This window comes from Streptomyces sp. Edi2 (genome assembly GCF_040253635.1).
Lineage (GTDB): Bacteria > Actinomycetota > Actinomycetes > Streptomycetales > Streptomycetaceae > Streptomyces.
Window position 1 is genome coordinate 5,327,169 of record NZ_JBEJGX010000003.1, and the last position, 23,626, is coordinate 5,350,794.

The 23,626-nt window shown below is 69.5% G+C and carries 24 protein-coding genes and 2 pseudogenes; 8 read left to right on the forward strand and 18 right to left on the reverse strand.

Annotation, left to right across the window (positions count from 1 at the left end; translation table 11 throughout):
* Window positions 1-67: 67 nt before the first annotated feature.
* The 5 genes from ABR737_RS26830 to ABR737_RS26850 are packed head-to-tail and all read right to left on the reverse strand — an operon-like array spanning window position 68 to window position 4,960.
* Window positions 68-1,831 (reverse strand): WD40 repeat domain-containing protein, encoded by a 1,764-nt coding sequence (locus ABR737_RS26830; protein ID WP_350252905.1) that lies wholly within the window; start codon window positions 1,829-1,831, stop codon window positions 68-70.
* Window positions 1,828-2,679: a nucleic acid/nucleotide deaminase domain-containing protein gene (locus tag ABR737_RS26835; RefSeq protein ID WP_350252907.1), complete on the reverse strand. Its 852-nt coding sequence runs from the start codon at window positions 2,677-2,679 to the stop codon at window positions 1,828-1,830. The genes ABR737_RS26830 and ABR737_RS26835 overlap by 4 nt, the downstream gene beginning before the upstream one ends.
* Window positions 2,680-2,728: 49 nt before the next feature.
* A complete protein-coding gene (locus ABR737_RS26840; protein WP_350252908.1) occupies window positions 2,729-3,319 on the reverse strand; it encodes an SUKH-4 family immunity protein in 591 nt (196 codons plus the stop codon).
* Between the two features lie 37 nt (window positions 3,320-3,356).
* Window positions 3,357-4,229: a nucleic acid/nucleotide deaminase domain-containing protein gene (locus ABR737_RS26845; protein ID WP_350252909.1), complete on the reverse strand. Its 873-nt coding sequence runs from the start codon at window positions 4,227-4,229 to the stop codon at window positions 3,357-3,359.
* On the reverse strand, window positions 4,226-4,960 hold the full coding sequence (locus ABR737_RS26850; RefSeq protein ID WP_350252910.1) for a WXG100 family type VII secretion target: 735 nt from the start codon (window positions 4,958-4,960) through the stop codon (window positions 4,226-4,228). Before ABR737_RS26850 ends, ABR737_RS26845 begins: the two co-directional genes overlap by 4 nt.
* A gap of 249 nt (window positions 4,961-5,209) precedes the next feature.
* Between ABR737_RS26850 and ABR737_RS26855 the strand changes: the two are divergent.
* A pseudogene (locus tag ABR737_RS26855) lies at window positions 5,210-5,380 on the forward strand (transposase); the annotation flags it as partial.
* 59 nt (window positions 5,381-5,439) lie between these two features.
* On the opposite strand, the pseudogene ABR737_RS26860 reads toward ABR737_RS26855, so the two are convergent.
* Window positions 5,440-5,607 (reverse strand): annotated as a pseudogene (locus ABR737_RS26860) (site-specific integrase); the annotation flags it as partial.
* A gap of 451 nt (window positions 5,608-6,058) precedes the next feature.
* On the opposite strand from ABR737_RS26860, the gene ABR737_RS26865 reads away from it, so the two are divergent.
* Window positions 6,059-6,466, forward strand: coding sequence for a hypothetical protein (locus ABR737_RS26865; RefSeq protein WP_350252911.1), 408 nt, complete (start codon window positions 6,059-6,061; stop codon window positions 6,464-6,466).
* Between the two features lie 402 nt (window positions 6,467-6,868).
* A complete protein-coding gene (locus ABR737_RS26870; protein ID WP_350252912.1) occupies window positions 6,869-7,501 on the forward strand; it encodes an alpha/beta hydrolase fold domain-containing protein in 633 nt (210 codons plus the stop codon).
* A gap of 29 nt (window positions 7,502-7,530) precedes the next feature.
* Here ABR737_RS26870 and ABR737_RS26875 read toward each other — a convergent pair whose 3' ends face one another.
* From ABR737_RS26875 to ABR737_RS26885, 3 genes are all read right to left on the reverse strand, one after another.
* Window positions 7,531-7,794 (reverse strand): hypothetical protein, encoded by a 264-nt coding sequence (locus ABR737_RS26875; protein WP_350252913.1) that lies wholly within the window; start codon window positions 7,792-7,794, stop codon window positions 7,531-7,533.
* A gap of 565 nt (window positions 7,795-8,359) precedes the next feature.
* Entirely contained in the window at window positions 8,360-9,070 is a 711-nt protein-coding gene (locus ABR737_RS26880) for a hypothetical protein (RefSeq protein ID WP_350252915.1), read from the reverse strand.
* A 187-nt stretch (window positions 9,071-9,257) separates the two neighbouring features.
* On the reverse strand, window positions 9,258-10,535 hold the full coding sequence (locus tag ABR737_RS26885; RefSeq protein ID WP_350252917.1) for a lanthionine synthetase LanC family protein: 1,278 nt from the start codon (window positions 10,533-10,535) through the stop codon (window positions 9,258-9,260).
* 501 nt (window positions 10,536-11,036) lie between these two features.
* On the opposite strand from ABR737_RS26885, the gene ABR737_RS26890 reads away from it, so the two are divergent.
* Window positions 11,037-11,729: a hypothetical protein gene (locus ABR737_RS26890; protein ID WP_350252918.1), complete on the forward strand. Its 693-nt coding sequence runs from the start codon at window positions 11,037-11,039 to the stop codon at window positions 11,727-11,729.
* 88 nt (window positions 11,730-11,817) lie between these two features.
* On the opposite strand, the gene ABR737_RS26895 is transcribed toward ABR737_RS26890, so the two are convergent.
* The 7 genes from ABR737_RS26895 to ABR737_RS26925 all read right to left on the reverse strand — a co-directional run bounded on the left by ABR737_RS26895 (window position 11,818) and on the right by ABR737_RS26925 (window position 16,552).
* Window positions 11,818-12,030, reverse strand: coding sequence for a hypothetical protein (locus tag ABR737_RS26895; protein ID WP_350252920.1), 213 nt, complete (start codon window positions 12,028-12,030; stop codon window positions 11,818-11,820).
* Window positions 12,027-12,374 carry a DUF6415 family natural product biosynthesis protein gene (locus tag ABR737_RS26900; RefSeq protein WP_350252921.1) on the reverse strand — a complete coding sequence of 116 codons (348 nt, stop codon included), beginning with the start codon at window positions 12,372-12,374 and terminating at the stop codon, window positions 12,027-12,029. Before ABR737_RS26900 ends, ABR737_RS26895 begins: the two co-directional genes overlap by 4 nt.
* Window positions 12,371-12,571, reverse strand: coding sequence for a hypothetical protein (locus tag ABR737_RS26905; RefSeq protein ID WP_350252923.1), 201 nt, complete (start codon window positions 12,569-12,571; stop codon window positions 12,371-12,373). The genes ABR737_RS26900 and ABR737_RS26905 overlap by 4 nt, the downstream gene beginning before the upstream one ends.
* Window positions 12,572-12,661: 90 nt before the next feature.
* Window positions 12,662-13,864, reverse strand: coding sequence for a helix-turn-helix domain-containing protein (locus ABR737_RS26910; protein WP_350252924.1), 1,203 nt, complete (start codon window positions 13,862-13,864; stop codon window positions 12,662-12,664).
* A 110-nt stretch (window positions 13,865-13,974) separates the two neighbouring features.
* Window positions 13,975-14,613, reverse strand: a complete 639-nt coding sequence (locus ABR737_RS26915; RefSeq protein ID WP_350252926.1) for an HAD family hydrolase — start codon at window positions 14,611-14,613, stop codon at window positions 13,975-13,977.
* 561 nt (window positions 14,614-15,174) lie between these two features.
* A complete protein-coding gene (locus tag ABR737_RS26920; RefSeq protein WP_350252927.1) occupies window positions 15,175-15,462 on the reverse strand; it encodes a hypothetical protein in 288 nt (95 codons plus the stop codon).
* 340 nt (window positions 15,463-15,802) lie between these two features.
* A complete protein-coding gene (locus tag ABR737_RS26925; RefSeq protein ID WP_350252929.1) occupies window positions 15,803-16,552 on the reverse strand; it encodes an immunity protein CdiI family protein in 750 nt (249 codons plus the stop codon).
* Between the two features lie 347 nt (window positions 16,553-16,899).
* On the opposite strand from ABR737_RS26925, the gene ABR737_RS26930 reads away from it, so the two are divergent.
* Window positions 16,900-17,148, forward strand: a complete 249-nt coding sequence (locus tag ABR737_RS26930) for an SCO4226 family nickel-binding protein (protein WP_086721184.1) — start codon at window positions 16,900-16,902, stop codon at window positions 17,146-17,148.
* A 693-nt stretch (window positions 17,149-17,841) separates the two neighbouring features.
* Here the strand turns inward: ABR737_RS26930 and phoU are convergent.
* The gene (gene phoU / locus ABR737_RS26935; RefSeq protein WP_129294800.1) at window positions 17,842-18,519 is read right to left on the reverse strand and encodes a phosphate signaling complex protein PhoU; all 678 of its coding nucleotides are present in this window, start codon (window positions 18,517-18,519) and stop codon (window positions 17,842-17,844) included.
* Between the two features lie 552 nt (window positions 18,520-19,071).
* Here phoU and phoR point away from each other — a divergent pair.
* Together phoR and phoP are read left to right on the forward strand one after the other, a co-directional pair.
* A complete protein-coding gene (gene phoR / locus ABR737_RS26940; protein WP_350252930.1) occupies window positions 19,072-20,340 on the forward strand; it encodes a two-component system sensor histidine kinase PhoR in 1,269 nt (422 codons plus the stop codon).
* A 5-nt stretch (window positions 20,341-20,345) separates the two neighbouring features.
* Window positions 20,346-21,017, forward strand: a complete 672-nt coding sequence (phoP, locus tag ABR737_RS26945; RefSeq protein WP_467916441.1) for a two-component system response regulator PhoP — start codon at window positions 20,346-20,348, stop codon at window positions 21,015-21,017.
* A 388-nt stretch (window positions 21,018-21,405) separates the two neighbouring features.
* On the opposite strand, the gene ABR737_RS26950 is transcribed toward phoP, so the two are convergent.
* Window positions 21,406-22,050 (reverse strand): copper chaperone PCu(A)C domain-containing protein, encoded by a 645-nt coding sequence (locus ABR737_RS26950; RefSeq protein ID WP_350252932.1) that lies wholly within the window; start codon window positions 22,048-22,050, stop codon window positions 21,406-21,408.
* 1,064 nt (window positions 22,051-23,114) lie between these two features.
* Between ABR737_RS26950 and ABR737_RS26955 the strand changes: the two genes are divergently transcribed.
* The gene (locus tag ABR737_RS26955; RefSeq protein WP_003953493.1) at window positions 23,115-23,597 is read left to right on the forward strand and encodes a CarD family transcriptional regulator; all 483 of its coding nucleotides are present in this window, start codon (window positions 23,115-23,117) and stop codon (window positions 23,595-23,597) included.
* Window positions 23,598-23,626 lie beyond the last annotated feature (29 nt).

The window sequence follows — 23,626 nt, forward strand, 5'->3', positions numbered from 1 at the left end:
CGTCGACTGCGGGACGCTCCCCTCGCCAACCTCGGCTGACCATCAGTTGCCGCCCTTGGGGGGCCGGTCAGTCCCAGAGGCGGGCAGTGTCGAGGCTGAGAGCGTAGGCGCCGTTGGGCCCGGCGACCGTGAGGCGGGAACTGGGGGACAGCGCGAGCGCACGGCACGGGACGAGGAGCGGGACCGAGCGCATGCGGCTGGTGGGGATGTGCCACAGATGAAGCGTCGCGTCGTTCCAGGCGACTGCGAGGACGGGGCCGTGGTGGGTGGGGGCGGCGGTCATGGCGGTGACGAGAACCGGGCGCTGTTCGACGGGGACCGGCATGGGACCGGCGGAGGTCTCCCAGAGGCGGACCGTGCCGTCCATGGCCGCGCTCATCACCAGGGTGTGCCCGTCGTCGGGGAAGGCCAGGCAGGCCACGGCGGTGACGGGGGCTGCGTGCAGGGAACGGGCGCGCGGGCCGGCATAGTGGGCGGCCGGATCCCAGACGTGGACGGTTCCCTGTTCGTCGCCGATGACCGTGATGCCGCTGCGGAGGCACTGGCCGATGGCCGAGGGCGTGACGTCCGGGTTCTTGAGAGCGGCCTGCCCGTGGTGGGTCGCGATGTGGTCGAGGGAGCCGGTGGGGTCGTCCCCGGTGGGGTGCAGGGTGCCGGTGTCGGTGAGCAGGAGCAGGGACCCGTCCTGGTGCACGGCGAGGCCCTGCGGGCGGGCCGAGCTCGGCGGGGGAGAGGGGGCGGGTGCGGTGCTCCGCCCGGTGGCCACGTCGAGCAGCGTCACGTCGCCCAGTGGGTCGGCGGCACACAACTCCCCTTGCCCGAAAGGCACTTGCGCCAGTGCGGTCATGGCCGCGTCCGGCCGGGCCCAGACGGCCGTGAACACGTGGTCTTCGGCGAGGGGCAGCAGATAGCGGGCGAGGCCAGGGCTGGCGCCCAGCGCCGCGGCGTGAAGAAGGGCGGCGCGCTCGGCGCTGCTGTGCTCGGTGTCCGACAGATGAGGAGCCGCCAGCCGCCAGGTGCGCCGCAGGCCCGGCGGGGCCGGTATGCGCTCGTCGGCCAGGCAGGCCGCGAGTGATACCGACGAGCCGTGAAGCAGGAACCCGGGGTCGGTGAGCAGGGCACGGACGGCGTGCTCGGCGTCGGGGGCGAGCAACGCCTGGTCGAGGGCGTGTTCGCGGAGGGCCTGCGGAGCTTGGTCCCAGAGCGGGCGGCCGTCGGAGGTGCGGGGGACTTGTGTGGTGAGGTCGACCTTCGGCGGCTCTGAGAGGGCCCCGGATGGCGTGTCGCCGACGTGGAGGGTCTCGACGGAAGCGGCTTTCGCCCAGCCATCGAGGAGGTCGCTGTTCCCGACCTCGACGAGGGCACGGGTCCCGGGAAGCTCCAGCAGAGGGACGAGGAGGTCCTCGACCAGCGTCGCCGGACGGGCCGGCGGCCGATCGGCGGGGCCGCGTCCGGAGCGGTGGAGGTCCGGTACGAGCAGCATCAGGGGCCGCTGATCGACCGCGAGACGGTCCAGCAGCCGGGCCGGCGAGAGCGGGCCGTAGCCGAGTTGTCGGCTCAGCTCCCAGGCGAAGGCGTCCGTGAACAGTCCCTCCGCAAGGACGGCCGCGTGGACGACGGTGCGGGGGTGACCGGCCGAGCCCATGAGGAACCAAGCCAGCAACTGACTCTTGCCACTGCCCTTCGCGCCCCGGACCAGGCAGACCCTTGGGCGCTCCGGGGAGGTGTCGGCCGCCCAGTTCAGCAGCGCCGGTCCGTGTGCCGCCGCGACTCCTTCCAACGGCGGCCAGGTAGCGATATCGGGGCCGGCCGGCGCGGGGGCAGTGCTCATCGTCCGGCCGCCGATGCGTTCGGATCGCCCTGTCCGTCGGCGTTCTCGCGCAGGCCCTGGATGCCTGCGGCCCGTGAGTCGGCGGACTCGCCGTAGGGGAAACTGTGTGTCATCTCCGCGTGCGGAAAGACCTGCGCCAGCCACATGGAGCAGTAATGGCCGGGCATGAAGCAGGGCTCCAGGTCGACGTGGATGCGCAGGACTTGTTCCGGCTCGACTCCGGCCGCGCTCAGGCTGTCCCACAGTCGCTCCTCGGGGTGGAGGGCGATGGCGCCGGACCGGGTGACGATCTGCTTGCTGCCGCCGGCGTCGAGGTACTCGAAGGCCGCGTAGTTCTCGACGCTCGCGGTGTCACGGATGTCGTCCAGTACCAACGGCCACCAGTTCTCCCGTCCCGCGAACGCCTCTGGATCGTTCGCCTTCAGGCGTTCCACCAACCTGTCGAAGGCCGAAGCTGCGGTCTGCGGCTGGTCGGTGGTCAGGATGACGCGCAACGCCTCGTGCAGCTCCAGTAGGCCGGCGGCGAAGGCTTCAGGCGAGGAACTGACGAACCGGTCGGCTTCCTCGAAGTCCAGCAGCACCGCGCGTACCGAGCCCTCGGTGTCGGCGCACAATTCGAAGCCCTGGTCGCTGCCCAGCCGCGCCCAGGCCGCGCATTCCGCGCGGCCGACGCGACGCCCGGCCGTGGCGGCGTACTCGCCCAGCGGCACCGGATCTTGCTGATGGGTGGCGAAATAGGGGCCGACCCGCCGCGGTACGGAAATTCCGGCAAGGCGGTGCGCCGGCGTGCCGACGGGCTCTTCGGGGACAGTCGGCCCGAACGTCCGCAGGGTTGCGTCTTCAGTCACCGGGGCGGCGCTCCTTGGGCGGGTGTTTTCGCATCTGCCGGACAGCTCATCAGTAGTCGTATTCGGGATCCACGATGGACGTAAGGACATCGAACCAGCGGGATTCCGGATTTTCCAGTGCGGCGGGGTCGACGGACCTCAGCGCGGCCTCGACGCGTGAACGAGCACCCTCGGGATCGAAGAGCTCGTCGTCGCCTTCCCATTCGAAGTCGAAATGGGGGCGCTCGGCCTGGAGGATGTACAGGAAGTGGACGAAATGCCGGAGCTTGCTGTTGAAGAGGTAGATCTCCCCGTCCTGGGGAAGGCAATGGACCTTGCCGGTTTCCGGGTCGAACGCGATGCCGTCATAGGGGATCTCGCCCAGCGAAATCCACGTTTCGGCGCCCAGCGGGACCTCGGAATAGCGATCTGCGAGTTCCCAATCGTAGTCTTCTTCGATCCGCCGGAACCGTTCTCCCAGCTTGTTGTCCAGGCCGAACCACGGGTTCTTCCCCACGGGGAGCCCCAGTGTGCGCAGTACCTCTCTGGCGTCCGGGTCCGCTACGGCGTCCAGTCTGCTCTCCGGGACGGTGATGAGCTCGGCCGGGGTGAACACGGTCTCAAGCGCTTGGCGGCTGAGATCAAGAGGGCTGGTGGTCATGCGCCGTTCCTGTCGCTGGGTAGGTGTGGCGAGAAGTCTATCTACTGGCTCTCAGTCCGTCGAGATAGTTCTCCATTGCCGTATTGCCGGCGGCTCTCGATGCCGTAGTGTTCCCGTATTCGACGCTGTGTGTGACCTGTACGTGGGAGAGTCTTTCGCCCATCCATGCCGAGCAATTCGCCGCCGGACCGCAGGGCGCCCGTTCCGTATAGAGCTCGCGTATTCGGCCCCCTTCGCCTTGTCTCAGGAACGGGGTTCCGATCATCCGTTCCGAATGGGCGCCGACATTCACGCCGTCGCTCCGGTGGCTTCGGCCGACGAGGATGAAGTCCCCCTTGCCGTTTGCACCGGTAACCCGGGCTGCCGCATAGTTGTTGCTCGTGAACCCACCGGGCTTTTTGGTGCCGTAGCTTTTGTCCGCGTGGCGGGCGAGCTGGGTGGCCTGGGCGAGGTCCGAACTCCCCAGCGGCACCTGGGTGGAGGACGCGGTGGGCCGCGGGTCGACCTTCCCTTCCTTGCTGTCCTTGAGGCGGGCGAGCCGCTCGCCTCGCTTCGGACCTCCGACCGACGAACTCTGGAGCCCCAGTCGTTCCTTGTCCTCTGCTGTCAGTGGCTGCTTCTTGTATTTTTCCTCCGGGGTCTTGGCATGGGGGTTGTGTTCCAGCCGACTGATCTTTCCCGAATCGTCAAGGTGGTATACCGGCTTCCCTTCGGTTCTTGGGCGCTTGGCAATTCTCTCCAGCTCCGCCGCGTGCTTGGCGTCGTTCTCCAGATGGTTGTCAGCGACCCGCTTCAGTCGTTTTCCGGTGTCGTGATAGAGGTTCTTGACGGCCTTTCCGGCATCCTCGCCCAGGGTTTTGGCGAGTTTGCTTGCGCCGTCCTCCAGCGCCTTGACGATTGGATTGGTCATTCGAAGCTGACCCCCGCGGCCTTCGTGCTGAATTCGGCAGCGTGCGAAGCCACTGTCCGCGCATGGCTATGAAAATGTTCCACGCGAGCGTGTACGGCCTCCGGGTGGATGGAGAAGCTCTCGCCCGCACGCCCGCCACCTCCGCCGGCGGAGACGCCGAGGGCGGACTCGGCGCCTTGGAAGACCAGGCCGCCCACCGCGCGCCCGACCGTCTCCACCAGCGGGTTGATGGCCGCCTCGATGACCTGGCCGATGATGTGCTGCTCCAGCTGCTGCACCAGGTAGTCCATCAGCTTCTCGGCCGCCTCGATGACCAGCGCCTCGGCCGCCTCGGCGAGCCCGAACGTGGCGACCGCGGCGGCCTGGTCGGCCACGAACGTGATCGCCAGCACGGTCAGCTCGGCGATCGCCTCCACCTTCATCCCCACGATCACGTCCGCCGCGATGTCCAGCGCGTCGGCCACCGTGTGACAGGCGTTGACCAGCTCCGTCATATGGCTGTCGGACATCTGGCCCCACTTGGCCAGCAGTGCCTCGTAGGACGCGCCCTGGTACACGTCCTCCAGCTGCTTGACCGTCGCGGTGGAGTCCTTGTGGGTGTCATCCACCTTCTGCGCGAAATCCCGTACATGGGAGGCGAATTCGCGGACCTTGTCCTCGTTGACGTTCGGCCAGTTCACCCCTATGAACTGAAGGAACGACACCACCTGCCCAGGCAGTTCGATCGCCAAAGTGGTCCCCCCCGTCACAACTTGACTGTCATAAGCGTCGCGCGCGGTCGGTCCACTAACGGCAAGATAGGGGCAAAGTTTCGACAAGGAAATGCACCTTCGCCCTCCCGGCCTGAAGCGCCGTCGGAGCACGCGCGACTCGTAGGTGCGGGCCATCCGTTCCGGGAGGGGAGGGGAGAGCGACCTGGACGCGAGCGACGTGACCTAGGCAGTATCTTCAAATGATCACCGCTGGTGGATCACGGTGTCGTGATACGTCGCCATGAACTATCTGATGCTGAGTGGGAGTTCGTCCGGCCGTTGTTGCCCGTTTCGTTGCGGGGGCGGAAGCGGCTGGACGACCGCCGGGTCCTGAACGGGATCGTGTGGAAGTTCCGGGCTGGGACGGCCTGGCGAGATGTGCCCGAGCGCTATGGTCCGTGGGCCACGCTGCATACGCGTTTCCGCAGGTGGGCGATGGACGGGACGTTCGACCGGATCCTGAGCGCGTGCATACCGTGCTCCCGTGCGGCGGCATGCTCGCGGCTCTTGGCCTTCGGGATGACGCCCGCCTTCGCGAGTGCGGGCTTCCAGTGGTCTTCGTTCAGCGACGTACGCCAGAAGTGTCCGGCGTTGGGGCCCGTGAAGATGAGGCGCCGGGTCACAGGCTGCTCGCGGCTGAGCGGCTGAGCGGCTGAGCGGCTGAGCGGCTGAGCGGCTGAGCGGCTCAGCGTGAAGCCGGGGGACTGCACGCTGATCGGGGACTGTGACAGACGTCGAAGCCGCTCGTGCCGCCGGAGCAATGTCCATCGGCTTTGCCAACAAGCCGCATAAGGGTCTCACTCTCGCTGAGGCAGGGGCCGATGCAGTGGTCACCGACATGACCAATGTGGCTGATGCTCTGGCATCGAGCCCTGGGTAGCGGCCCCTCTGGCCGGGCAGATGATCCATACGAGCCGGTGCTTGCCCTGAGCCTGGTGTACGGGAGTGGCTGGACTCGCCCCCGGAAGGAACCGCTCCGGCGAAGCCCGGCGTCCTCATGCTTGCGAACGGGTGAGCCAGTGTTCCTTCATTGCGAACTCGGATCGCCATAATGCACCAGCGTTAGGACTTACAGCCTTGAAGCACGCTCTCCGCACCGGACTGGCCGCCGCAGTAGCGGTCACAGCCCTCGCAGCAGCCGTCTCCCCAGCCGTCGCCGCCAACGCCAAGCCCGACCAACCGGCGAAGGTGCTTTATCAGCGTGACACCCGTGTGTCGGCAAACCCGAAGCAGATCAACGCCGGCGCGTACAACCGAGCCCGGAGCATCCTGGCACACGCCGGCAGCGTTTTGGCGGCCAAGTCTCATCCCATCCACGGCACTAGTTCCGTAGCGGCCCATTACGGCACCCACCTCCTGGCCGAATCGCGGGACGAGTTCCGGGGACTGGACGCCAGTGCTCCGATCAAGCACTCGGGCATGTCGACCTTCCACTGGGGGGCCATCCACGACGCGGCGCGGGCGATGGGCATCAAGAACTGGTGACCTTACCGACGGGGCACCGGCCCGGCCATGCCGTGGCCGGTGCGCCGCCGGCCATCTGACGACGTGCACGCTCGCGCGGCAGTGCGCCATACGCGAACGGGACAGCCGAACATCATGCACCACCAGCAGCGGTAACTACGGTCAACCAACCAGCAGTCCGCGTCTACGCAGGTGGAGCGGGCGGCATCCCATGCTCTTCCACACTTCGCCAGATCGCACGCTTGAGGGCGTCGGCGCTCCCAGGTTCATCGGAGGGTGCCAGAGGCCAAGCATGGCCGCACTGACAGAGCACCGTGACGGGGTCGCCCCATCGTCCCTGGAGAGTCAACTCAGCGGAGTTTTGGCAGGCAGGGTCGGGCGGCGGAAGGATGCGAACATGCCCAAGCCGAAGAGCTTTACCGCGTGGTTGAAGACCCATACAGATCAGCACAACGCCATCGGAAACTGAACGCCTACCGCGCCCGCCTCGACAGCGGCGAGGACCCTTCGGCCATCGCGTTCGCCGGGGACTCCGCCGGCGGCGGCCTCACCGTCACCACCTGCCTCGCCGCCCGTGACGCCGGCCTCCCGATGCCCGCCGCCATCGTGGCCTTCTCCGCCGGCCTCGACGCGACCCGGACGGGCGAGAGCATGGACACCAAGGCGGGCATCGACCCGTTCTTCACCCGCGAGAGCCTGCAACACACCGGGGCCATGTACCTGGCGGGAGCCGACCCGCACCAGCCCAGGCTCAGCCCCGCCGTCCACGCCGACCTGACGGGCTTCCCGCCGATGCTCCTCCAGGCGGGCACCAACGAAGTGCTCCTGGACGACTCCACCCGCATGGCCGCCCGCGCCCGCGCAGCCGGAGTGGACGTCATCCTCGACATCACCGCCGACGTACCCCACGTGTTCCAGGCCTTCGCCGGCGTTCTCGACGAGGCCGACCGGGCGCTGGACCGGGCAGCCCTCTTCCTCACGCAGCACGTACGCATTCCCGGCACACACGTCCACATTCCTGGCGCATCGGCCACGTCGGAGAACCCGTCCGGGTAACCCTGAGCCGTCCGACAACGATGCCGCCCTCAGGAGGCGGCAGTGACCTTGGCGGTCAGCCCGTAGTCCAGCTCCGCACCATCGACGAGCATCGCCTCGACCGTGCGCGTACGGGGGTCGATGTCGGCCACGATCCCGTGCCCGACGTAGCGGGGGTAGCCCGAGGCGCCCGACTCGCCCGTCGCCTCGACGACCGCCGACCGTACGGCTGAGTCCTCCACGGAGGCACCACCTCTGTCCTCGACGTGTTCGGGGACCAACAAGATCGTGAAACGCTGCGGCTCTGTAGTCATGCTCTGATATTTACGTGCCTGCCGGACCGGAAGCGTGACGCCACGGCGAACGCTTCCCGCCGGACGCCGGATTGCAGCAGACTCAATCCCCCACGGCCTTCGTGCTGGTCATGTGCCTCTTCAGTCGGAGCACAAGACCAGCACGAAGGCCGTGTTCACGTCCCCGGAGTCCTTGGGCGGGCGATCAGGTTCGGGGAATCGTGCGAGGTCGGACGGTGAAGAACGAGCTCAGCGCATCCACTCCGCGTAGAAGTTGGGGAGGCCGGGCTGGGGGTCGCTGACGCAGGTGGCCTCGTGGTACTTGGGGTTCTGTGACATGGGGAGACGCCGCGGCCAAGGCCGCCTGCTCTGTGCGCCCTTCAGCAGGTTTGATGCACGCACGGGGTGCAGCGGCACAGGTTTGACGTTCGTTCGTCATGGTCAGGTCGTGCCGGACGCGTGGTGTGCGTGACTGTGCAGATCGCTTCCGCCGCCGTGGCGGTGAGGCTGCACCGCCGGAGGGGGTTTCCCCACCGGCGGGGGTGAACCGCCGAAGGGCGGGGCCTCGCCGCAACCGGGCGGGTCTTTACGCGTGGGCGCTGATCACGCCGCCGGCGCTGAGCACGATGTACACGCCGTTGGCGTCGACGCCCGCGTCGTGCCCCTTCGTCTCCAGCGTGGCGGCCACGCCGTCGTGGCCGATGATCTGCGCGCGGTAGCGCAGCTCGCCGACCTTCGTGACCTTGGCCGTCCAGCCGCCCGCGAGCTTGAAGGTGCCCGGTCCCTGGTGCTCGCCGCCCATCCAGGAGTGGACCTCGCCGCCCATCGTGAGCACGACGTACATGCCGTTGGCATCGAGCCCGGCGTCGGCGTCCTGCCCCGTCGTCTCCATCGTGGCCACGACCGAACCGTCGCTGACGATCTCGGCGCGGTAGCGCTGGGAGCCGAGGTCGTAGATCTTGGCCGTGCTGCCGTCCACCAGGGTCTGGGTGCGGACCGGGGATGCCGTCGTGGCCCTGGCGGACTGCGCGCCGCCCGACTGCTTGTCCGTAGCGACGATCGACTTGGTGCCGCTCTTGGCGTCGGGGCGCTCCTTGCCATCGGAGCTCTGAACGCCGGACCCGCCCCCGGCGGTTGCCTTGGCGGCGGCCGAGTTCGTGTGGCCCGCGGACTTCGTGCCGGCGGCGTCCGAGCCGGAGCAGGCGGTCAGGGTGAGGCCGGCGGCCGCGACCAGGGTCGCCGCGGCAATGCGCAAGGTGCGGCGACGAGCGGTGCGGACAGTGGCGCTGGAGCTCATTACGGGGGTCCCCTGGGGCAGTCGGTGCGTTGTCTCCTCGGTACGTCACCCACTCTGGTCCGGGCCGCTATCGAGTGACTGCCGCTCCGCTAACAACCGGCTAACGCCGGTGTGAGCAGGGGAAGATGACACACGAGCCATCGGACACGTCCCTACGCCGCGCCGCCACCACAGCGGTGGACCGGGCCTAAGCGCGCACCGGGGCCTGAGCGCGCACCGGAGGCTGGTCGGGCCAGGCGAACGCGTATCGGGGGTCGCCGCCGCGGCTCAGCCGTACGAAGCGCAGGAGTTCGCGCACGATGCCCGCGTTGCCCGCCGCCCAGCCGGTGCGCGGTTCAAGGTCGCTCGGGGTGGGCCGGTACTCAAAGTTGGACCAGCGGGCGCCGTCGGCGTCCCGTATCGCGCGGGCGACGAGATCCGCGACGAGGACGTGGGCGAAGTCGTACGGGTCCTGCTGTTCGGCGAGCCGGTCGCAGGCCAGAGCCAGCACGCCCGCGGTGCCGCAGCAGCGGCCGTTGTTGTCCCAGAAGCCGGGGCGCAGCCGCTGGGGCAGGCCGGAGTGGGTGACCGTGTGCCAGGAGCGATCGGCCAGGGCGGGCCAGACGGGGTCGGCCGTGATGTCCCGCAGCAGCCGGAAGACCTGGGCGTCGCCGGCCGGTCCGTGGCACCAGCCGTAGCTGATGGGCTCGACCACATCGGGGCGAAACTGCGGCGTGGAGTGCAGCACCAGAAAGCCCTCGGGCCCCGCTTCGTCACGCGCCACCACGTCTGCGGTACCGGCCAGCGCCAGCTCGAGCAGGTCCTCTCGGCCGGTGGCCCGGCCGACCCTGGCAAGTGCGAGGGCGATGCCGAGCGTGCCGTGTGAGAGGTGGTGCAGACGGGCCTCGACGCCGGTGCGGTGGGGCCAGTGGACGCCTGCCGGGGTCTGCTCAGCCGTCCGCAGATACGGCTCCAGGGCGAGAACGGCCAGTTCGGCGTCGCCGGCCACAAGCGCGCCGAGGCCGATCCCCGCGTTGCCGCCCATCAGCTCGTACAGCTCGCCCCAGCGCGCCCCGTCGAAGCGTGACCGCACGAGTTCCAGCGCGCGGTCCGCGGCGGCGCCGGCGGCCGTGTCGCCGAGTTCGTCGTGAACGGACCGCAGGACGAGGGCCATTCCGGTGCGACCGAAGTAGAGGGAGTCGTCGTCGACGCCGTCGACGGAGTCCGCGAGGCTGCGGGCCGCACGCAGGGCGGTGTCGGCATACGTGTCATCGCCGAAGTGCCGCCACGCCTCCAGGAGCACGGGGACGATCCCGGCCGTACCGTCGTAGAGCATCGGCTCGAGCTCGTCGTCCGAGGGCCTGGTCGGCCAGCCAAGGCCTCCGCCGGAGGTTTCCCGCGCTGCCCCGGTAAGCCACCGCAGGCCCTCCACCGCGAGCCCTTCGACCTCGTCGACCGCCACAACCGTGGCCTCTGGTGCCGTCATGGGGCCACTCTCGCATGATCTTTCGGCCCCGCCCAGCGGAAGGCGGGCCTCCGCAGGGAGCCACAAAACAGCATCGAAGGACGGGAGTTCGGCTCCGCACGGGGCTCACTGGGCTCACGGGGCTCACTGGGCTCGGCAGGGCTCACGGAGCTCACGGGGCTCCAGGGTGCACAGGTGTCCCAGAGCTCTACGGACCAGAAGGTTGCAGGTGCGCATCCTGCCGAGCGCACGGGGACATCAGCAGGCCAAAGCCCCCGCTGGGGCATCCGGACGAGGGCTCAGTCGTGCCGTGTGGCAGTGGAGTGCAGCACCCCGCTGGGCTGCAGCGCGGAAGCCGGCCTTCTCGCAGACAGCCGCCCGACCTGGGTGTATTCCTGTCCGTTGATGGAAGCTGGGCGGAGGGGGCTAGGGATGGCAACAGCGCGGGCGAGGGCTCACAACACGGGCAGACCGCCCGGCAAGGACGGTGCCGGCCGGCGGTCGCCGGGTCGGGCGCGGTTCATGGGCGTGCTGCTGATCCTGCTGTCGCTGATACCGGCGGCGCTCTGCTACGTCGCGTTCGCTGCGTGGTTGCCCGCCGACAGGGAGCTCTACCGGGACTACCGGGCAGCCGAGCCGTGTCCCACCGGCGCGACGTTGCAGGTGGGGAGTGACTGCCTGAGCACCTGGCCTTTCACCGTCGTGAAGACGGTCGTCAAGAACGGCGGGAGGAATCCCACTTACGAGGCGACCCTGAAGGACGAGGGCTCCTGGCGGGGAGTCGTGAGCTTCGGTGACCCGGGACCGCTCCTCGATCGTCTGGAGCCGGGCGACCGGGTCACCGCCACCCTCTGGCGCCGTGGCATCGTGGTGCTCAGCAAGGACGGGGTCCGGCAGAACAGCTCCGATGCGCCTCGTGACGAGCTTCAAATGAACGCCGCCCTCGGCACGCTCGCCGCGCTCCTCGCGGCTCAGGCCTTCACGTTCGGCGCGGTACGTCTCCTCCGACCGCGAGACTACGAGCCGTTCACTTGGAACCCGTACGGCAGGCGCCAGCTCTTCACGGGCATCGGCGTCTCCTTCGGGGTGGGGCTCCCGGCCGTGTGGATCGGCATCCCGTGGTGGACCGTACCCGCCGTCGCAGTCCCCGTAGTGGTGTGCACGGCGGCGCTGATGCACCAGAGCCTACGGCCCCGAGCCGCAGACGGAGTGTGACGCCCAAGCACCTCCGCACCGGCCGGGCAGGGGGGCTTGACCGCGGGCCCGCGCACTGGAGCAGCGGATGTCGCATCGCCGCGGGAGTTCAGGGACGGTTCGTCGGCGGGTCGTCCGGCAGGCGGACGCCGGCCCGCCGGGCGAGGATCTTCGCGACACCGGGCGGTACCGGTGGCACCGCGCGGGGGGCGCACTGGCCGCAGAAGGTGATGACGACGCACGGGCCCGACGCGGAGTCGAGGATCACGTCCCGAAGGTCGAGGGTGCTGCCGCAGTCGCAACGGGGGGAGTCGGTGGTCACTGCCCACCCCCGGAGATGTCGACGGTCCCTGCGCTGTGCTGCTCCGCCAGCCACTGGCAGTCCCGGGCGAGGGCACGGACCTGCATGTGGGCAGACATCAGGCCGTCGCCCAGACCGACAGATGTCTGGTATCGGATCGAGTTCATCCGGGCACGTCCCCGGCCATCTGCGGCCTCGCCGCGCTGCTGTCGCTCGACCACGCCGTACAGCTTGGCGATGACAAGGAGCAACGTCCGCTCCAGCGCAACCAACTCGGGGTAGGGCGGAGGCGGCCCGGGGCGCAGCGCGTGCCGGATCGCTTCCTGGATCTCCCGCCGGCCTGGTGTGCCGGTTGCCGCAGTCACTGCGACCTCCGGTGCCGGTGCTGCAGGCAGCCCACGATGAGCCGGACCCGCATGCCTTCGCCGATCCGCGGGGTGACCTTGTCGGGTGGGATGGTGAGGGGGCTGCGGGCGGCGCCGCACCAATAGCGCGCCTCGTCATGCGGCCGGACGATGCCTACGTCGGGGTCTGCAGCAGCTGGAGCAGTCGTTGCGGTCAAGGTGTCTCCCTGTGCCGTTAGGCTCAAGGAGAGAGTGATCCCGCGGGAAGCCCTCAAGTACCCCTGCCAGGGATACTTGAGGGGTACCGTTCAGGCGCCTGCCCCAGCGTGGCACCACTCGGCGAAGCTGCTGAGAGATTCGGCATCCGCGCGCTTCAGACGGCGCAAGGTGGCGGCGTCCTCGCGCACCCACCGGTGCTCCCGGGCGTGCTGCGGCGCGATCCGGCGGGCCATCTTCAGCGACTCGAAGGCAGCATCGGGCCGACCCGACCAGAGTTGGGCGCGGCCGAGCTCGATGTAGAAACCCGACCGGCGCTCGGCCGGCAGATTCAGTGGCGGCTTCCATTCGCGGGCCAGCCGCAGCGCGCGCCCCACATGGCCGTCGCCCAGGCTCACGGCCACCGACACCTCGTGTACGCGGACGCTTCCCGGCCCGAATGCCGTGCCCTGGTAGACCCCCTCCGACACCCGGTCGCCGAGCTCCCGCGCGTCGTCGAGGTGTACGTCTGCAGCGTTGCCGTCTCCGGCGCGACCGGCGAGAACCGCGGCCCGCATGTGCAGCGCGCCGCGGGCTGCCAGTGCCTCTGCAGAGTCGGTGCGCGGAGCGCGGTCGAGCGCACGCTCAAGGGTCCGCAGACCCACCGTGTGTGTCCCGGCGCCGAAGTGCAGTTCGGCCCGGACGTACGCCACCGTTGCTGCCACGATCGGATCATGGGTCTGCGTCCCGGCCCACCTCATCAGGTCGAGAAGACGCGCCGAAAGATCCTTCGCCCCGTGCTTGAACGCCACCGCGTCCGCGGCCCGGCAGGTGTCCACCACCAGCCGCGCCACCTCGGGCCGGTCGCCGGGCGCCGCGGTGCGCAACGCGCGGCACAGCTCGGCGAGCAGCCCCGGCGCGGACCGGGCGATACGCGCGTACTGTGCGCTCAGCCTCTGCCCAACGACCATGGCTGCAGCCGCGCGCAACTCGGACAGGTCGTGGCACGGCCCGCCGTCCGGCTTCTCGTCCAACTCCTCATAGGAGGCGAGGACGGCCGACAGCCCCGGCATCGCCTGGTGCATGCGGTCGTCCGGCCGTTCCCGCTCCGGTAAGAGTCTGCTGGGGTCGATGCCGAGCGCGTGGGCGATGGCTTCCAGGACCGCATCCGACACCCCCCGCTCACCGCGCTCCACCTTCCGAATCGTTCCGAGCGAGACACGGGCGCCGCGGGCAAGATCGGCCTGGCTCAGGCAGGCAATCCGACGTTCGTAGGCGATGCGTGGGCCCACCCCGTGATACACGATGCTGGCCATACGGTCTCTCCGTTCGGTGCAGCCACTCCGCACCGTACCCGCGCCGCCACGGCCCGGGAGTGCGAACGGCCCCGCTCACATCTCATGTGCGGACGAGCGCAGTTGCGTCATCACAGCCTCAGCGCATCAACCAGCTCGGACAGGTTCGTGAACCGATAGTCCGCGACCTGCGCGGCATCGCTCTCCGCCCAGAGGTGCCCGAGGGGGCCACGGCGCAGGTGGGCGGCCCGCATCCCGGCAGCGCGGGCCGGCACGACGTCGTTCTGAGGGTGGTCGCCTACATACACCACTTCCCCAGCCGGAGCACCTGCCAGCTCGACGACGCGTGCGAAGAACTCCGGGTCCGGCTTGGCCACGCCCCACTCACCGGACGTGGCCAGGCCATCCACCGGCAGTTCGAGCGCGCGCAGCAACTCGCCTGCCCTGACGGTCTGGTTGCCGGCCACGACCACACGCATCCCGGCAGCTCGGAGAGCTGTCAGCGACGGGCGGACATCGGGGTACAGGTCCGACTCATCCAGGAACTCCCCCTGGCCGGCCCGCTCCATCGCCGCCCGTTCGGCCTCGATGTCGATGCCCGGGCGCACGAGTCTCAGCGCGTCGGAGTTGTCCCGCCCCCGGGCAACCACAGCACCCACCAGGGCGGACAGCGTGTGCCGGTTTACGCCGAGCCAATCGGCCCACGCCCCCCACCCACGGTCGTCCCTGATCAGCGTCTCTCCAACATCGAACGCCACCACACGCATCATGCAGGCAGCCTACGGCGGACCAACTCACCAGCGTTTGTCGGCGAGAAGCCGTGCGCTCTTACGGGGCCGAGGCGGCCCGCTCCGCTCGCCGCGCGAAGCCTGTCCCCCCGTCTGGGCCTGCACTTCTGCCTCCGCCCCGCTCCACCCCAGTCCAGACTCGGGCGCCGGTCCGTCACCCCAGGGACGCCGGGAACTCGCCTTGCTCTGCTTCCTCGGCTGTCGCAGAGACCTTGCCGCGGTGCGAGACCTCAACCTGGTAGAACTTCTCGCCCTTCGGCACATCGGGCACCCTGACGTCGAACTCGCACGCCCCTGAAACGTCGCCGGAGTTCCCAACTGCGCCGGAGTTGGCCGACCGTCGGCTGCCGCACGGTCGCTCGGCCTCTTGCCGGCGGTCTTCGGGCTGGCTGCCCCATTCGCCCGGGCGAGGCCTACAGGCTTCGGCGACTGCGCCGCCGTTAGTGCACAGCGAGGCTGTCGTACGTCTCCTGCCGAAAGGGCTGCCGGGGCATGGAAACCCGGACAGGCCTTGACGGGCGGGTTGAGTTCTTTTGCAGAGAGCTACTTGCCGAAGGTCATCCGGGGGCTGTCGAGCAGCCCGGTGTGGGTCGCCGCGGCAATGATCAGCGAAAGGATGAGGAACCCAGCGAATGGCTGGTCGCTGTCGGCTGGCCTCATGGCCATTGCTCCGCCGATCAAGACGAGTTCGCCGACGACGTACGTGACCGGTACCCATGGTTTGACTACGCCCTTCGCGGCAGCGACGACGAAAGGGACGGCGGCGGCAAGGCCCATGGTGATGATCGGTACGAGAACCCACACGGCCTTGGCCGCGGTGCTGTTGAACATCCGGGGGCGACCGACAGGCCGTCCAGAAAGGTAAGGGCTCGACTGATATGGGTTGTTAGAGCTCATGAGTCCCCCTATGAGGTACGTGCTGGGAGCGTAGTGGCGGACGCTGGCCGCGCGAGTCGGTGTGACCGGCTTGTGACGTGACCTCACGCGGGCGGATTGCAACGAGGGGGTCGGCATCCCCGCTGCGGCAATCGCGTGCCTGGTCGATCGACTGAACCGCCGCCATGTCTGGCTGATGTCCGCTGAGGCTCAGGCGGATGGCATTGGAGACGCTCGTCCTCGATCGCGCATGGCCCGCGCTGGGCAAGGCCGGGCCCCACCCGCTGCCTTTGGCTCACGCCGGCAACTCTCGGTCCCCCTGCCACACCACGTACGTCATCGCGGCGAGGCCGCCGTTCGCCAGGCCCTTGTAGGTGACCGTCCGGGTGGGGCCGAGTTCGTGGGCGAGGTGTTGGGCCAGGTTTCTGCCCTCGTGGAACAGGCGCTGCCAAGCGTCGTCGTACTTGCCCTCCACCCGGTCGCGGACGTCCAGGTTCAGGGTGGTGTCGATCTCGTCCGCCCAGCCGTACAGGGCAGTGACGAGGCCGTCGGACAGGTTCAGGGCGGCGGCCGGGTCGTCAGGGAAGAAGTCCCCGAATCCGTCGGAGCGCAGCGGGCCGTACTGGAACTCGCCCTCGACGGTGAGGTCTACCGGGTGCGGTGGCGTGCCGTGGCTGTCGCGCTCCCAGTGCAGGCGCTCGCAGCCCCAGCACACCCACTTCGATGTCCGGTGGCGCTCGTCCCAAGAGCGCACCGCCCACGACGGACCGAGGTGCCGGGCCAGCCGCTGTGCGGCCGCCAGGCCCTGCTTGACGTGCTTCCGCAAGTCCGGGCGGGAGGCGAAACCGCCAGGCGGACGGGACAGCGACCATGAGCGCAGCGTGTGGGCCAGGTCTTCCGGCAGGCCCATGGCGGGGTCGTCCAGCGGGACGTTGCCGGTGAAGGCCTCGATGTCCTCGTACGTCCCGCGCCCGTACGGCTCGTACAGGGGGGAGGGCTCGGAGCGGGCCTGCACGAAGAGGTAGCGCGGTCCTTCGAGGGGCATGCGGATCTCCGCGATCGGGTCGGGAGGCGGACCGTAGGCGTAGATGTGGACATAGGCATGGACATAGACATGGACATGGACGTAGACGGCTGTCGAACCAGGTGGCGAAGCCCCACCTGCGGGGACACCCCACCCTGCGGGGAGGGCTTCGGCCCCGCCTCGCGGGCCGAGTTGCCCGGCGGATCGGAAGCTTACGGGGCCGGGTCGGGGCCGCGGTCGCCGCCAGGCCGGGCTGGGCTCGCCCGCGGTCGCGCCACGGCCGGTGAGTCGTGGGGGCGAGGACTGCGGTGTTCGGATGCAGCATGGAAGAGGGGGCGTATTCGTCTGCAACCGGAAGGATGAGCGCGATGCCCAAATTCATGGACATCCATCACGGTATGAAGGGCGTGACGCCCGACGAGCTCAGCGCGGCGCACCAGGCCGATCTCGCCATTCAGAGCGAAGAAGGCGTGACCTTCGAGCATGCCTGGGCCGACACCGACTCCGGAGATGTCTTCTGCCTGTCGGATGCGCCGTCGGCGGGGGCCGTGCAGCGCATTCACGAGCGGGCCGGCCACAAGGCCGACGAGATCCATCCGCTGTCGATCTCCCTCTGATCTACCCCGCACCTTTCTCGGACCGACCGCTGACCCCTTTCTGGCCGACCGCTGCTGGTCTCTCTAACCAGCCGTTGGCCTCTCGCGGAAGGGCCGACCGACCGGCAACGGCCCCGGCCGGAAAGAATCCAGCCGGGGCCGCAATGGCGCTGTGCCGTAGTGCCGCTGTGCCGTGGTGCCGCAGCGGCGCCGTGCCGTAGTAGAGCCGTGCCGCCGGGCCGCAGTGGAACCGTTGCGCCGTGCCGCAGTGGCGCCATGCCCTGCGGTACTCCGCGGTCCAGCGGTCCGGTGCTCCAGTACTGCAGTGCTGCAGCGGTCCAGTACTGCAGTACGGCTAGCAGCCGCCGCCGCACTGGCACGGGCCGCCCGACTGGCAGCCGCAGCTGCAGCCGGAGCCGCAGCCGCAGGCGCCGAGCAGCGGGAGCAATGGACGCCCGACGGCTGTCGGGGCGTCCTGGAGTGCGGGGCTGGGGGAGTCCGCCATGGGTGCCATGCATTGCCTCCTAGGGGTCACCTGGTGCCCATTGCAAGCCCGGGCGACGAGGCGCGTCAACGGCGCGTGGAGGCACACGTCAACGGCGCACGACGGCTCACGGGGCGGACTCGCGCCCTCCTCGCGCTGCCGCAGCTATGGCTCCCGCTGCCGCGACCAGGCCCCCGCTGCCCCGCCCCGGCTACGCCGCCCCGCCCCGGCTACGCGCCTTCCACCGCCGTCGGCGGGGCGATCTCGTCGGCGTGCTCGCCGGTCACGAGGTAGACGACCCGCTTGGCGACGGAGACCGCGTGGTCCGCGAAGCGCTCGTAGTAGCGGCCCAGCAGCGTCACGTCCACGGCCGTCTCGATGCCGTGCTTCCAGCGGTCGTCCATCAGGTGCTGGAAGAGGGTGCGGTGCAGCATGTCCATCGCGTCGTCGTCCTGCTCCAGCTGCAGCGCGAGGTCGACGTCCTTGGTGATGATGACCTCGGCGGCCTTGGCCATCAGGCGCTGCGCCAGCTGCCCCATCTCCAGGATGGTGGCGTGCAGGTCCTGCGGAACGGCCGACTGCGGGAAGCGCAGCCGGGCCAGCTTGGCCACATGCTGGGCCAGGTCGCCGGAGCGCTCCAGGTCGGCGCTCATCCGCAGCGAGGTGACGACGATCCGCAGGTCGGTGGCGACCGGCTGCTGCCGCGCCAGCAGGGCGATCGCGCGGGCCTCCAGATCGCGCTGGAGGTCGTCGACCTTCTCGTCGGCGGCGATGACGTTCTCGGCCAGCTTGAGGTCCGCGTCGAGTATCGCCGTGGTGGCACGCCCGATCGCGGAGCCGACGAGCCGGGCCATCTCGACCAGGCCCTCGCCGATCGAATCCAGCTCCTCGTGGTACGCGTCCCGCATCTGTGACCTTCTCTCGCATCGATGTGGTGGTGTGGCGTGGAGGGGGGAGGTGGAGCGGGGTGCAGGGTGACCTGTGCCCACGCTCTCACGGTCGGTGCCCGCGCGGCCCGTGCCCCAAGGGGGCGGTGCTCCACGGACCCGGCCCGGAGCCGGCCGCCACGGTGCCGGTGCTCCACAGGGACCGTGGCCCCGCGGTCGCTCAGGGTGTCCGGCCGCGCGCCGGTGCCGAACCGTCCGGCACCCGCACCGTCACCCTGCGGGTACCGCGCGACCTCCGGTGCCACCGGGGGTGAACCGGCGCCGACGTGAAGGTGAACTCTGGGCGACGCATCCACGGCCGCGGGGGCGGGGGCGCGGTTCACCTGGCCGAGCTCCGCGGCGGCATGGTGCGCGCGGCGGTTTCCCTAGGGACATCTGCCGGGCAGCCGCCCGCCCCGCACCGGCCTCCGGAGTGAACCAGCACGGACGGCACGGTGAACTCTGGGCGACGGCTGTTCGAGCAGAGCCCCGCATGGCTGGGGAAGTGTCCGACCCGGCGCATAGCCTGGAGTCATGAACGTGGACGCGGCCGTCGCCGCAGTGGCTGCGATCGCCGGGCTCTGTACCGGTGTCTTCGCCATGCTGGCGTTCCGCTGGAGCGAGCGAGACCAGGCCAAACCCACCCGTACCTCCCTGCACACGGAAGCCGTGCTGCCGCCCGGGGTCGACACCGTGCTGTCGGTGCTCCGCTCCTCGGCCGTGGTCCTCGACGAGGCCGACGCCGTCGTCAAGGCCAGCTCCGCCGCCTACGCCCTCGGGCTGGTCCGTGGCGGCAAGCTCGCCGTCGAGCCGATGATGCAGATGGCCCGCGACACCCGCAGGGACGGCGAGATACGCCAGGTCGAGCTGGATCTGCCGCGCCGCGGCACCGGCCGCGGCGAGGCGCTGGCGGTCTCCGCCAGAGTCGCCCCGCTCGGCTCCCGGCTCGTCCTGCTGCTGGTCGAGGACCTCACGGAGGCCCGCCGCATAGAAGCGGTCCGCCGCGACTTCGTGGCCAACGTCAGCCATGAGCTCAAGACACCGGTCGGTGCCCTGTCGCTGCTCTCCGAGGCCGTGATGGACGCCAGCGACGACCCCGAGGCCGTCGAGCGCTTCGCCGGCCGGATGCAGAACGAGGCCACCCGCCTGACCAACCTCGTCCAGGAGCTCATCGACCTCTCCCGGGTGCAGAACGACAACCCGCTGGAGGACGCCGAGCCGGTCCGGGTCGACGAGCTGGTCGCCGAGGCGATGGACCGCTGCCGCCAGCAGGCCGGTACGAAACACATCACCATGGCCGTCGGCGGCGCCGCCGACCTGCACGTATGGGGAAACCGCGGCCAGCTCGCCGCGGCCCTGGGCAACCTCGTCGAGAACGCCGTCAACTACTCCCCGGCACGTACCCGCGTCGGGATCGCCGGACGCCGGGTCTCCGCGCCCGGCGGCGACCTGATCGAGATCGCGGTGACCGACCAGGGCATCGGGATATCCGAAAAGGACCGTGACCGCGTCTTCGAGCGGTTCTACCGTGTGGACCCGGCGCGCTCGCGCGCCACCGGCGGGACCGGCCTCGGCCTCGCCATCGTCAAGCATGTGGCCGCCTCGCACGGCGGGGAGGTCACGGTGTGGAGCGCTGAGGGACAGGGCTCCACCTTCACCCTGCGTCTCCCGGAAGCCGGAGCCGTACGCGACCGCGAACGGCCCGCCGACCCCTCCGCGGAGGGCCTCGACGACGAGGACCGCCCGTACGAGACCTTCAACGATCCGCTCCCTGCTCACCCAGCCCCGGAGGTCCTTCCGTGACCCGAGTGCTTGTCGTCGAGGACGAGGAATCGTTCAGCGACGCACTGTCGTACATGCTCCGCAAGGAGGGTTTCGAGGTCGCCATCGCGGCTACGGGCCCCGACGGACTCGACGAGTTCGAGCGCAACGGCGCCGACCTCGTCCTGCTCGACCTGATGCTGCCGGGCCTGCCCGGCACCGAGGTCTGCCGCCAGCTGCGTGGCCGCTCCAACGTCCCGGTCATCATGGTGACCGCCAAGGACAGCGAGATCGACAAGGTCGTCGGCCTGGAGATAGGGGCCGACGACTACGTCACCAAGCCCTTCTCCTCCCGCGAACTGGTCGCCCGCATCCGCGCGGTGATGCGCCGCCGCGGCGAGCCGGAGGAGGTCACCCCGCAGGCGCTGGAGGCCGGCCCGGTCCGGATGGACGTGGACCGCCATGTCGTCACCGTCTCCGGCGGCAAGGTCGACCTGCCCCTGAAGGAGTTCGACCTCCTGGAGATGCTGCTGCGCAACGCCGGCCGCGTGCTGACCCGGATGCAGCTCATCGACCGGGTCTGGGGTGCCGACTACGTGGGCGACACCAAGACCCTGGACGTGCACGTCAAGCGACTGCGCGCCAAGATCGAACCCGACCCGGGCGCGCCGCGCTACCTCGTCACGGTCCGCGGCCTGGGCTACAAGTTCGAGCCGTAAACGGCCCTACGCCCCGCTGCCCAGGGCCGTCGAGGCCTTACGGCACGGCCGGCCACTCCCGGCGCCGCCACTCCTGCCTCGGCCGGCCGCCCTCGCCTCGGTGTGAGCCTCCGCGGGGGGCTCGGTGATGCCGCGCTACGTCGCTCGGCGATGCCATGCGAAGTCGCTCGGTGACGCCGCGCTGCGGCGCGCCGTTCAGCGGTCACCCGCCCGTGCGCGGCGGAAGCACGCCTCAGGGGCGCCACTCCGATCCGGAGGGGCGCCCCTGAGGCGTTGCTGTGACGGCCGGCCCTGGCCAGCCTGCCGACCTTGCCGGCTGCCTGCCTGCCGTCGCGCCTGGCGGTGTCGCTGACCCCCGAGAGGGTGTCAGCGAGCCCCGCGAGCGGTGTCAGTGACCGCCGTGCGCCGAAGCGGAGGGCGAGCCGGAGCCGGAGGGGCTGGCCGACCCGGACGGCTTGCCCGACTGCGACGGCTTGGCGGAGCCGGACGGAGACGCCGAGCCGGACGGCTGCGGCAGCTGCGAGGGACCGTAGCCCTCGAAGAAGTTCTTCGCGGGGACGACGAAGGCGCTGGCCTTCACCTTGCCGATCGAGGTGAAGGTGAACGTCAGGGGCTGCACGTTCCCGTCCTTGACGGCCTCGCGGCCGCTGGTCAGGACGGCCGAGGCGTTGTTCTTGCCGCCGATCACCACGGAACCCCCGGCCGGCACGGTGATCGGGCCCGAGCCACCGCCGGCCGGCGAGAGCTTGGCCGACTGGCCGGTGCCGTCGACGGAGATCCCGGTGAGCTTCTGGTCCTTGTCGCCGTTGTTGAACACCGTCGCGGCCACCACGGCCGGACCCTTGGCGTTCACATCGGGCTGGGTGATCACGTTGATGTTCTGGATCTTGATGCCGTCGACGGAGGTCGCGGCGTTGTCCGGCTTGACCTGAAGCGTCTGGGCATCGTTCCCGGCCCCGCAGGCGGACAGCGTGGCGATCGAGAGCGAAAGGACGGTAGCGGCGAGGACGCCGCGTCGAAGGCTGCGGCTCACGGCGGCGGCATCTCCTTGACGAGCTACGGCGGCCGAACGTTCGTGCCCGGTCGCGGATGGGCGGCTGGGACGGCCCTGCGTACGCGTCATGACGACGGGTGCGTAAAGCCGCCCTAAGGGTGTGTCAGCGCCGCTAGGTTACCGAGCCGTCCCCGCGCCGCCGCACCCGACCCGCCCCCAGCGCGCTCGGCAGCTCGCCACCGCCGTCCGGGCCCGGCCCCCCGGCCCCCGACGCGACAGCCCGCAGGAATAGCTGACGGTGGATCAAGATCAGCAGTTCAAGATCCGCCGAGCGCCGGTCCGGGGAAACACGCTGCCCGGCACGCCCGGCACCCGGCCGGGCAACGCACCCCGCCGGGCAACGCGCCCCGCACGCCGCGGGCCAACACGCCCGGCCATCCACCGGAAAACGCAGGCCTGCCCCCACTGACATCCCCCACCGACCCCCCGCCGAGAGTCTCCTCAAGACCACCCCTCAAGCCCCTCAAGATCACTTCTCAAGATCACCGACTGAGATCAGCGACCGGGGTCACCCACCGGGGTCACCCACCGGGATCACCCACCGGGATCACCCACCGGGATCACCCACCGAGATGGTTCTCAAGAACCGAGGCCAACCCCCGAGAACGGAGAAGGTATTTTCGGCAAGCGGCCGTTCGGGTGGAAGCCCGTGCGTTTCTCGCCGGGGAAAAGCAGTATTCGCAGGGAATGTGAAGGGCTCGCGGAATTGATCACCCTCTTCGGGGCACCGGATCGTGATCAATTCCGGAATCGTCCTCGAAGGGCCGGGAGCAGCCGAACGGAGTAGCGGAACTCGCTCATCTGGATCCACACAAAGCGGGACATTACGCCTGTCGATCACTGCGCTCCCGGTATGTGACGGGCGGGTTTCCGCTCACCCGTGCAGCCCCTCCGACCTGCGAATACCCGCCTTCCAGGACCCTTCGCAGCACGTTCCGGTCATGGTTGTCAAGCCCCGAGATATGCCCTGACCTGCGAAAACGCCATTCAGAACGGTCCGTTCCCGTGTTAGCATGGATAGCCACGGAAGGGGTACCTGTCACATGACGTTCAAGGTTGGCGACACCGTGGTCTATCCCCATCACGGGGCCGCGCTGATCGAGGCCATCGAAACTCGCCAGATCAAAGGCGTGGACAAGACCTACTTGGTGCTGAAGGTCGCCCAGGGCGACTTGACTGTTCGTGTTCCAGCGGACAATGCGGAGTTCGTCGGCGTACGCGACGTGGTTGGCCAGGACGGGCTGGACCGGGTCTTCGAGGTGCTTCGTGCACCGTACGCCGAAGAGCCGACGAACTGGTCCCGTCGCTACAAGGCGAACCTCGAGAAGCTCGCCTCCGGTGACGTCATCAAGGTCGCCGAAGTGGTGCGTGACCTGTGGCGGCGTGAGCGGGAGCGCGGACTGTCCGCCGGTGAGAAGAGGATGCTCGCGAAGGCGCGCCAGATTCTGGTGAGCGAGCTTGCTCTTGCGGAGAACACCAACGAGGACAAGGCCGAGGCCCTGCTCGACGAGGTACTCGCGTCCTGACGACGTATGCGTGGGCGAGAGCCGACGCA

Excerpts from the sequence above, each read along its gene's own strand:
- ABR737_RS26830 (WP_350252905.1), bottom strand. The coding sequence starts at position 1,831 with ATGAGCACTGCCCCCGCGCCGGCCGGCCCCGATATCGCTACCTGGCCG.
- ABR737_RS26840 (WP_350252908.1), bottom strand. The coding sequence starts at position 3,319 with ATGACCACCAGCCCTCTTGATCTCAGCCGCCAAGCGCTTGAGACCGTG.
- ABR737_RS26845 (WP_350252909.1), bottom strand. The coding sequence starts at position 4,229 with ATGACCAATCCAATCGTCAAGGCGCTGGAGGACGGCGCAAGCAAACTC.
- ABR737_RS26875 (WP_350252913.1), bottom strand. The coding sequence starts at position 7,794 with ATGACTACAGAGCCGCAGCGTTTCACGATCTTGTTGGTCCCCGAACAC.
- ABR737_RS26880 (WP_350252915.1), bottom strand. The coding sequence starts at position 9,070 with ATGAGCTCCAGCGCCACTGTCCGCACCGCTCGTCGCCGCACCTTGCGC.
- ABR737_RS26885 (WP_350252917.1), bottom strand. The coding sequence starts at position 10,535 with ATGACGGCACCAGAGGCCACGGTTGTGGCGGTCGACGAGGTCGAAGGG.
- ABR737_RS26890 (WP_350252918.1), top strand. The coding sequence starts at position 11,037 with ATGGGCGTGCTGCTGATCCTGCTGTCGCTGATACCGGCGGCGCTCTGC.
- ABR737_RS26910 (WP_350252924.1), bottom strand. The coding sequence starts at position 13,864 with ATGGCCAGCATCGTGTATCACGGGGTGGGCCCACGCATCGCCTACGAA.
- ABR737_RS26915 (WP_350252926.1), bottom strand. The coding sequence starts at position 14,613 with ATGATGCGTGTGGTGGCGTTCGATGTTGGAGAGACGCTGATCAGGGAC.
- ABR737_RS26920 (WP_350252927.1), bottom strand. The coding sequence starts at position 15,462 with ATGTTCAACAGCACCGCGGCCAAGGCCGTGTGGGTTCTCGTACCGATC.
- ABR737_RS26925 (WP_350252929.1), bottom strand. The coding sequence starts at position 16,552 with ATGCCCCTCGAAGGACCGCGCTACCTCTTCGTGCAGGCCCGCTCCGAG.
- ABR737_RS26930 (WP_086721184.1), top strand. The coding sequence starts at position 16,900 with ATGCCCAAATTCATGGACATCCATCACGGTATGAAGGGCGTGACGCCC.
- phoU (WP_129294800.1), bottom strand. The coding sequence starts at position 18,519 with ATGCGGGACGCGTACCACGAGGAGCTGGATTCGATCGGCGAGGGCCTG.
- phoR (WP_350252930.1), top strand. The coding sequence starts at position 19,072 with ATGAACGTGGACGCGGCCGTCGCCGCAGTGGCTGCGATCGCCGGGCTC.
- ABR737_RS26955 (WP_003953493.1), top strand. The coding sequence starts at position 23,115 with ATGACGTTCAAGGTTGGCGACACCGTGGTCTATCCCCATCACGGGGCC.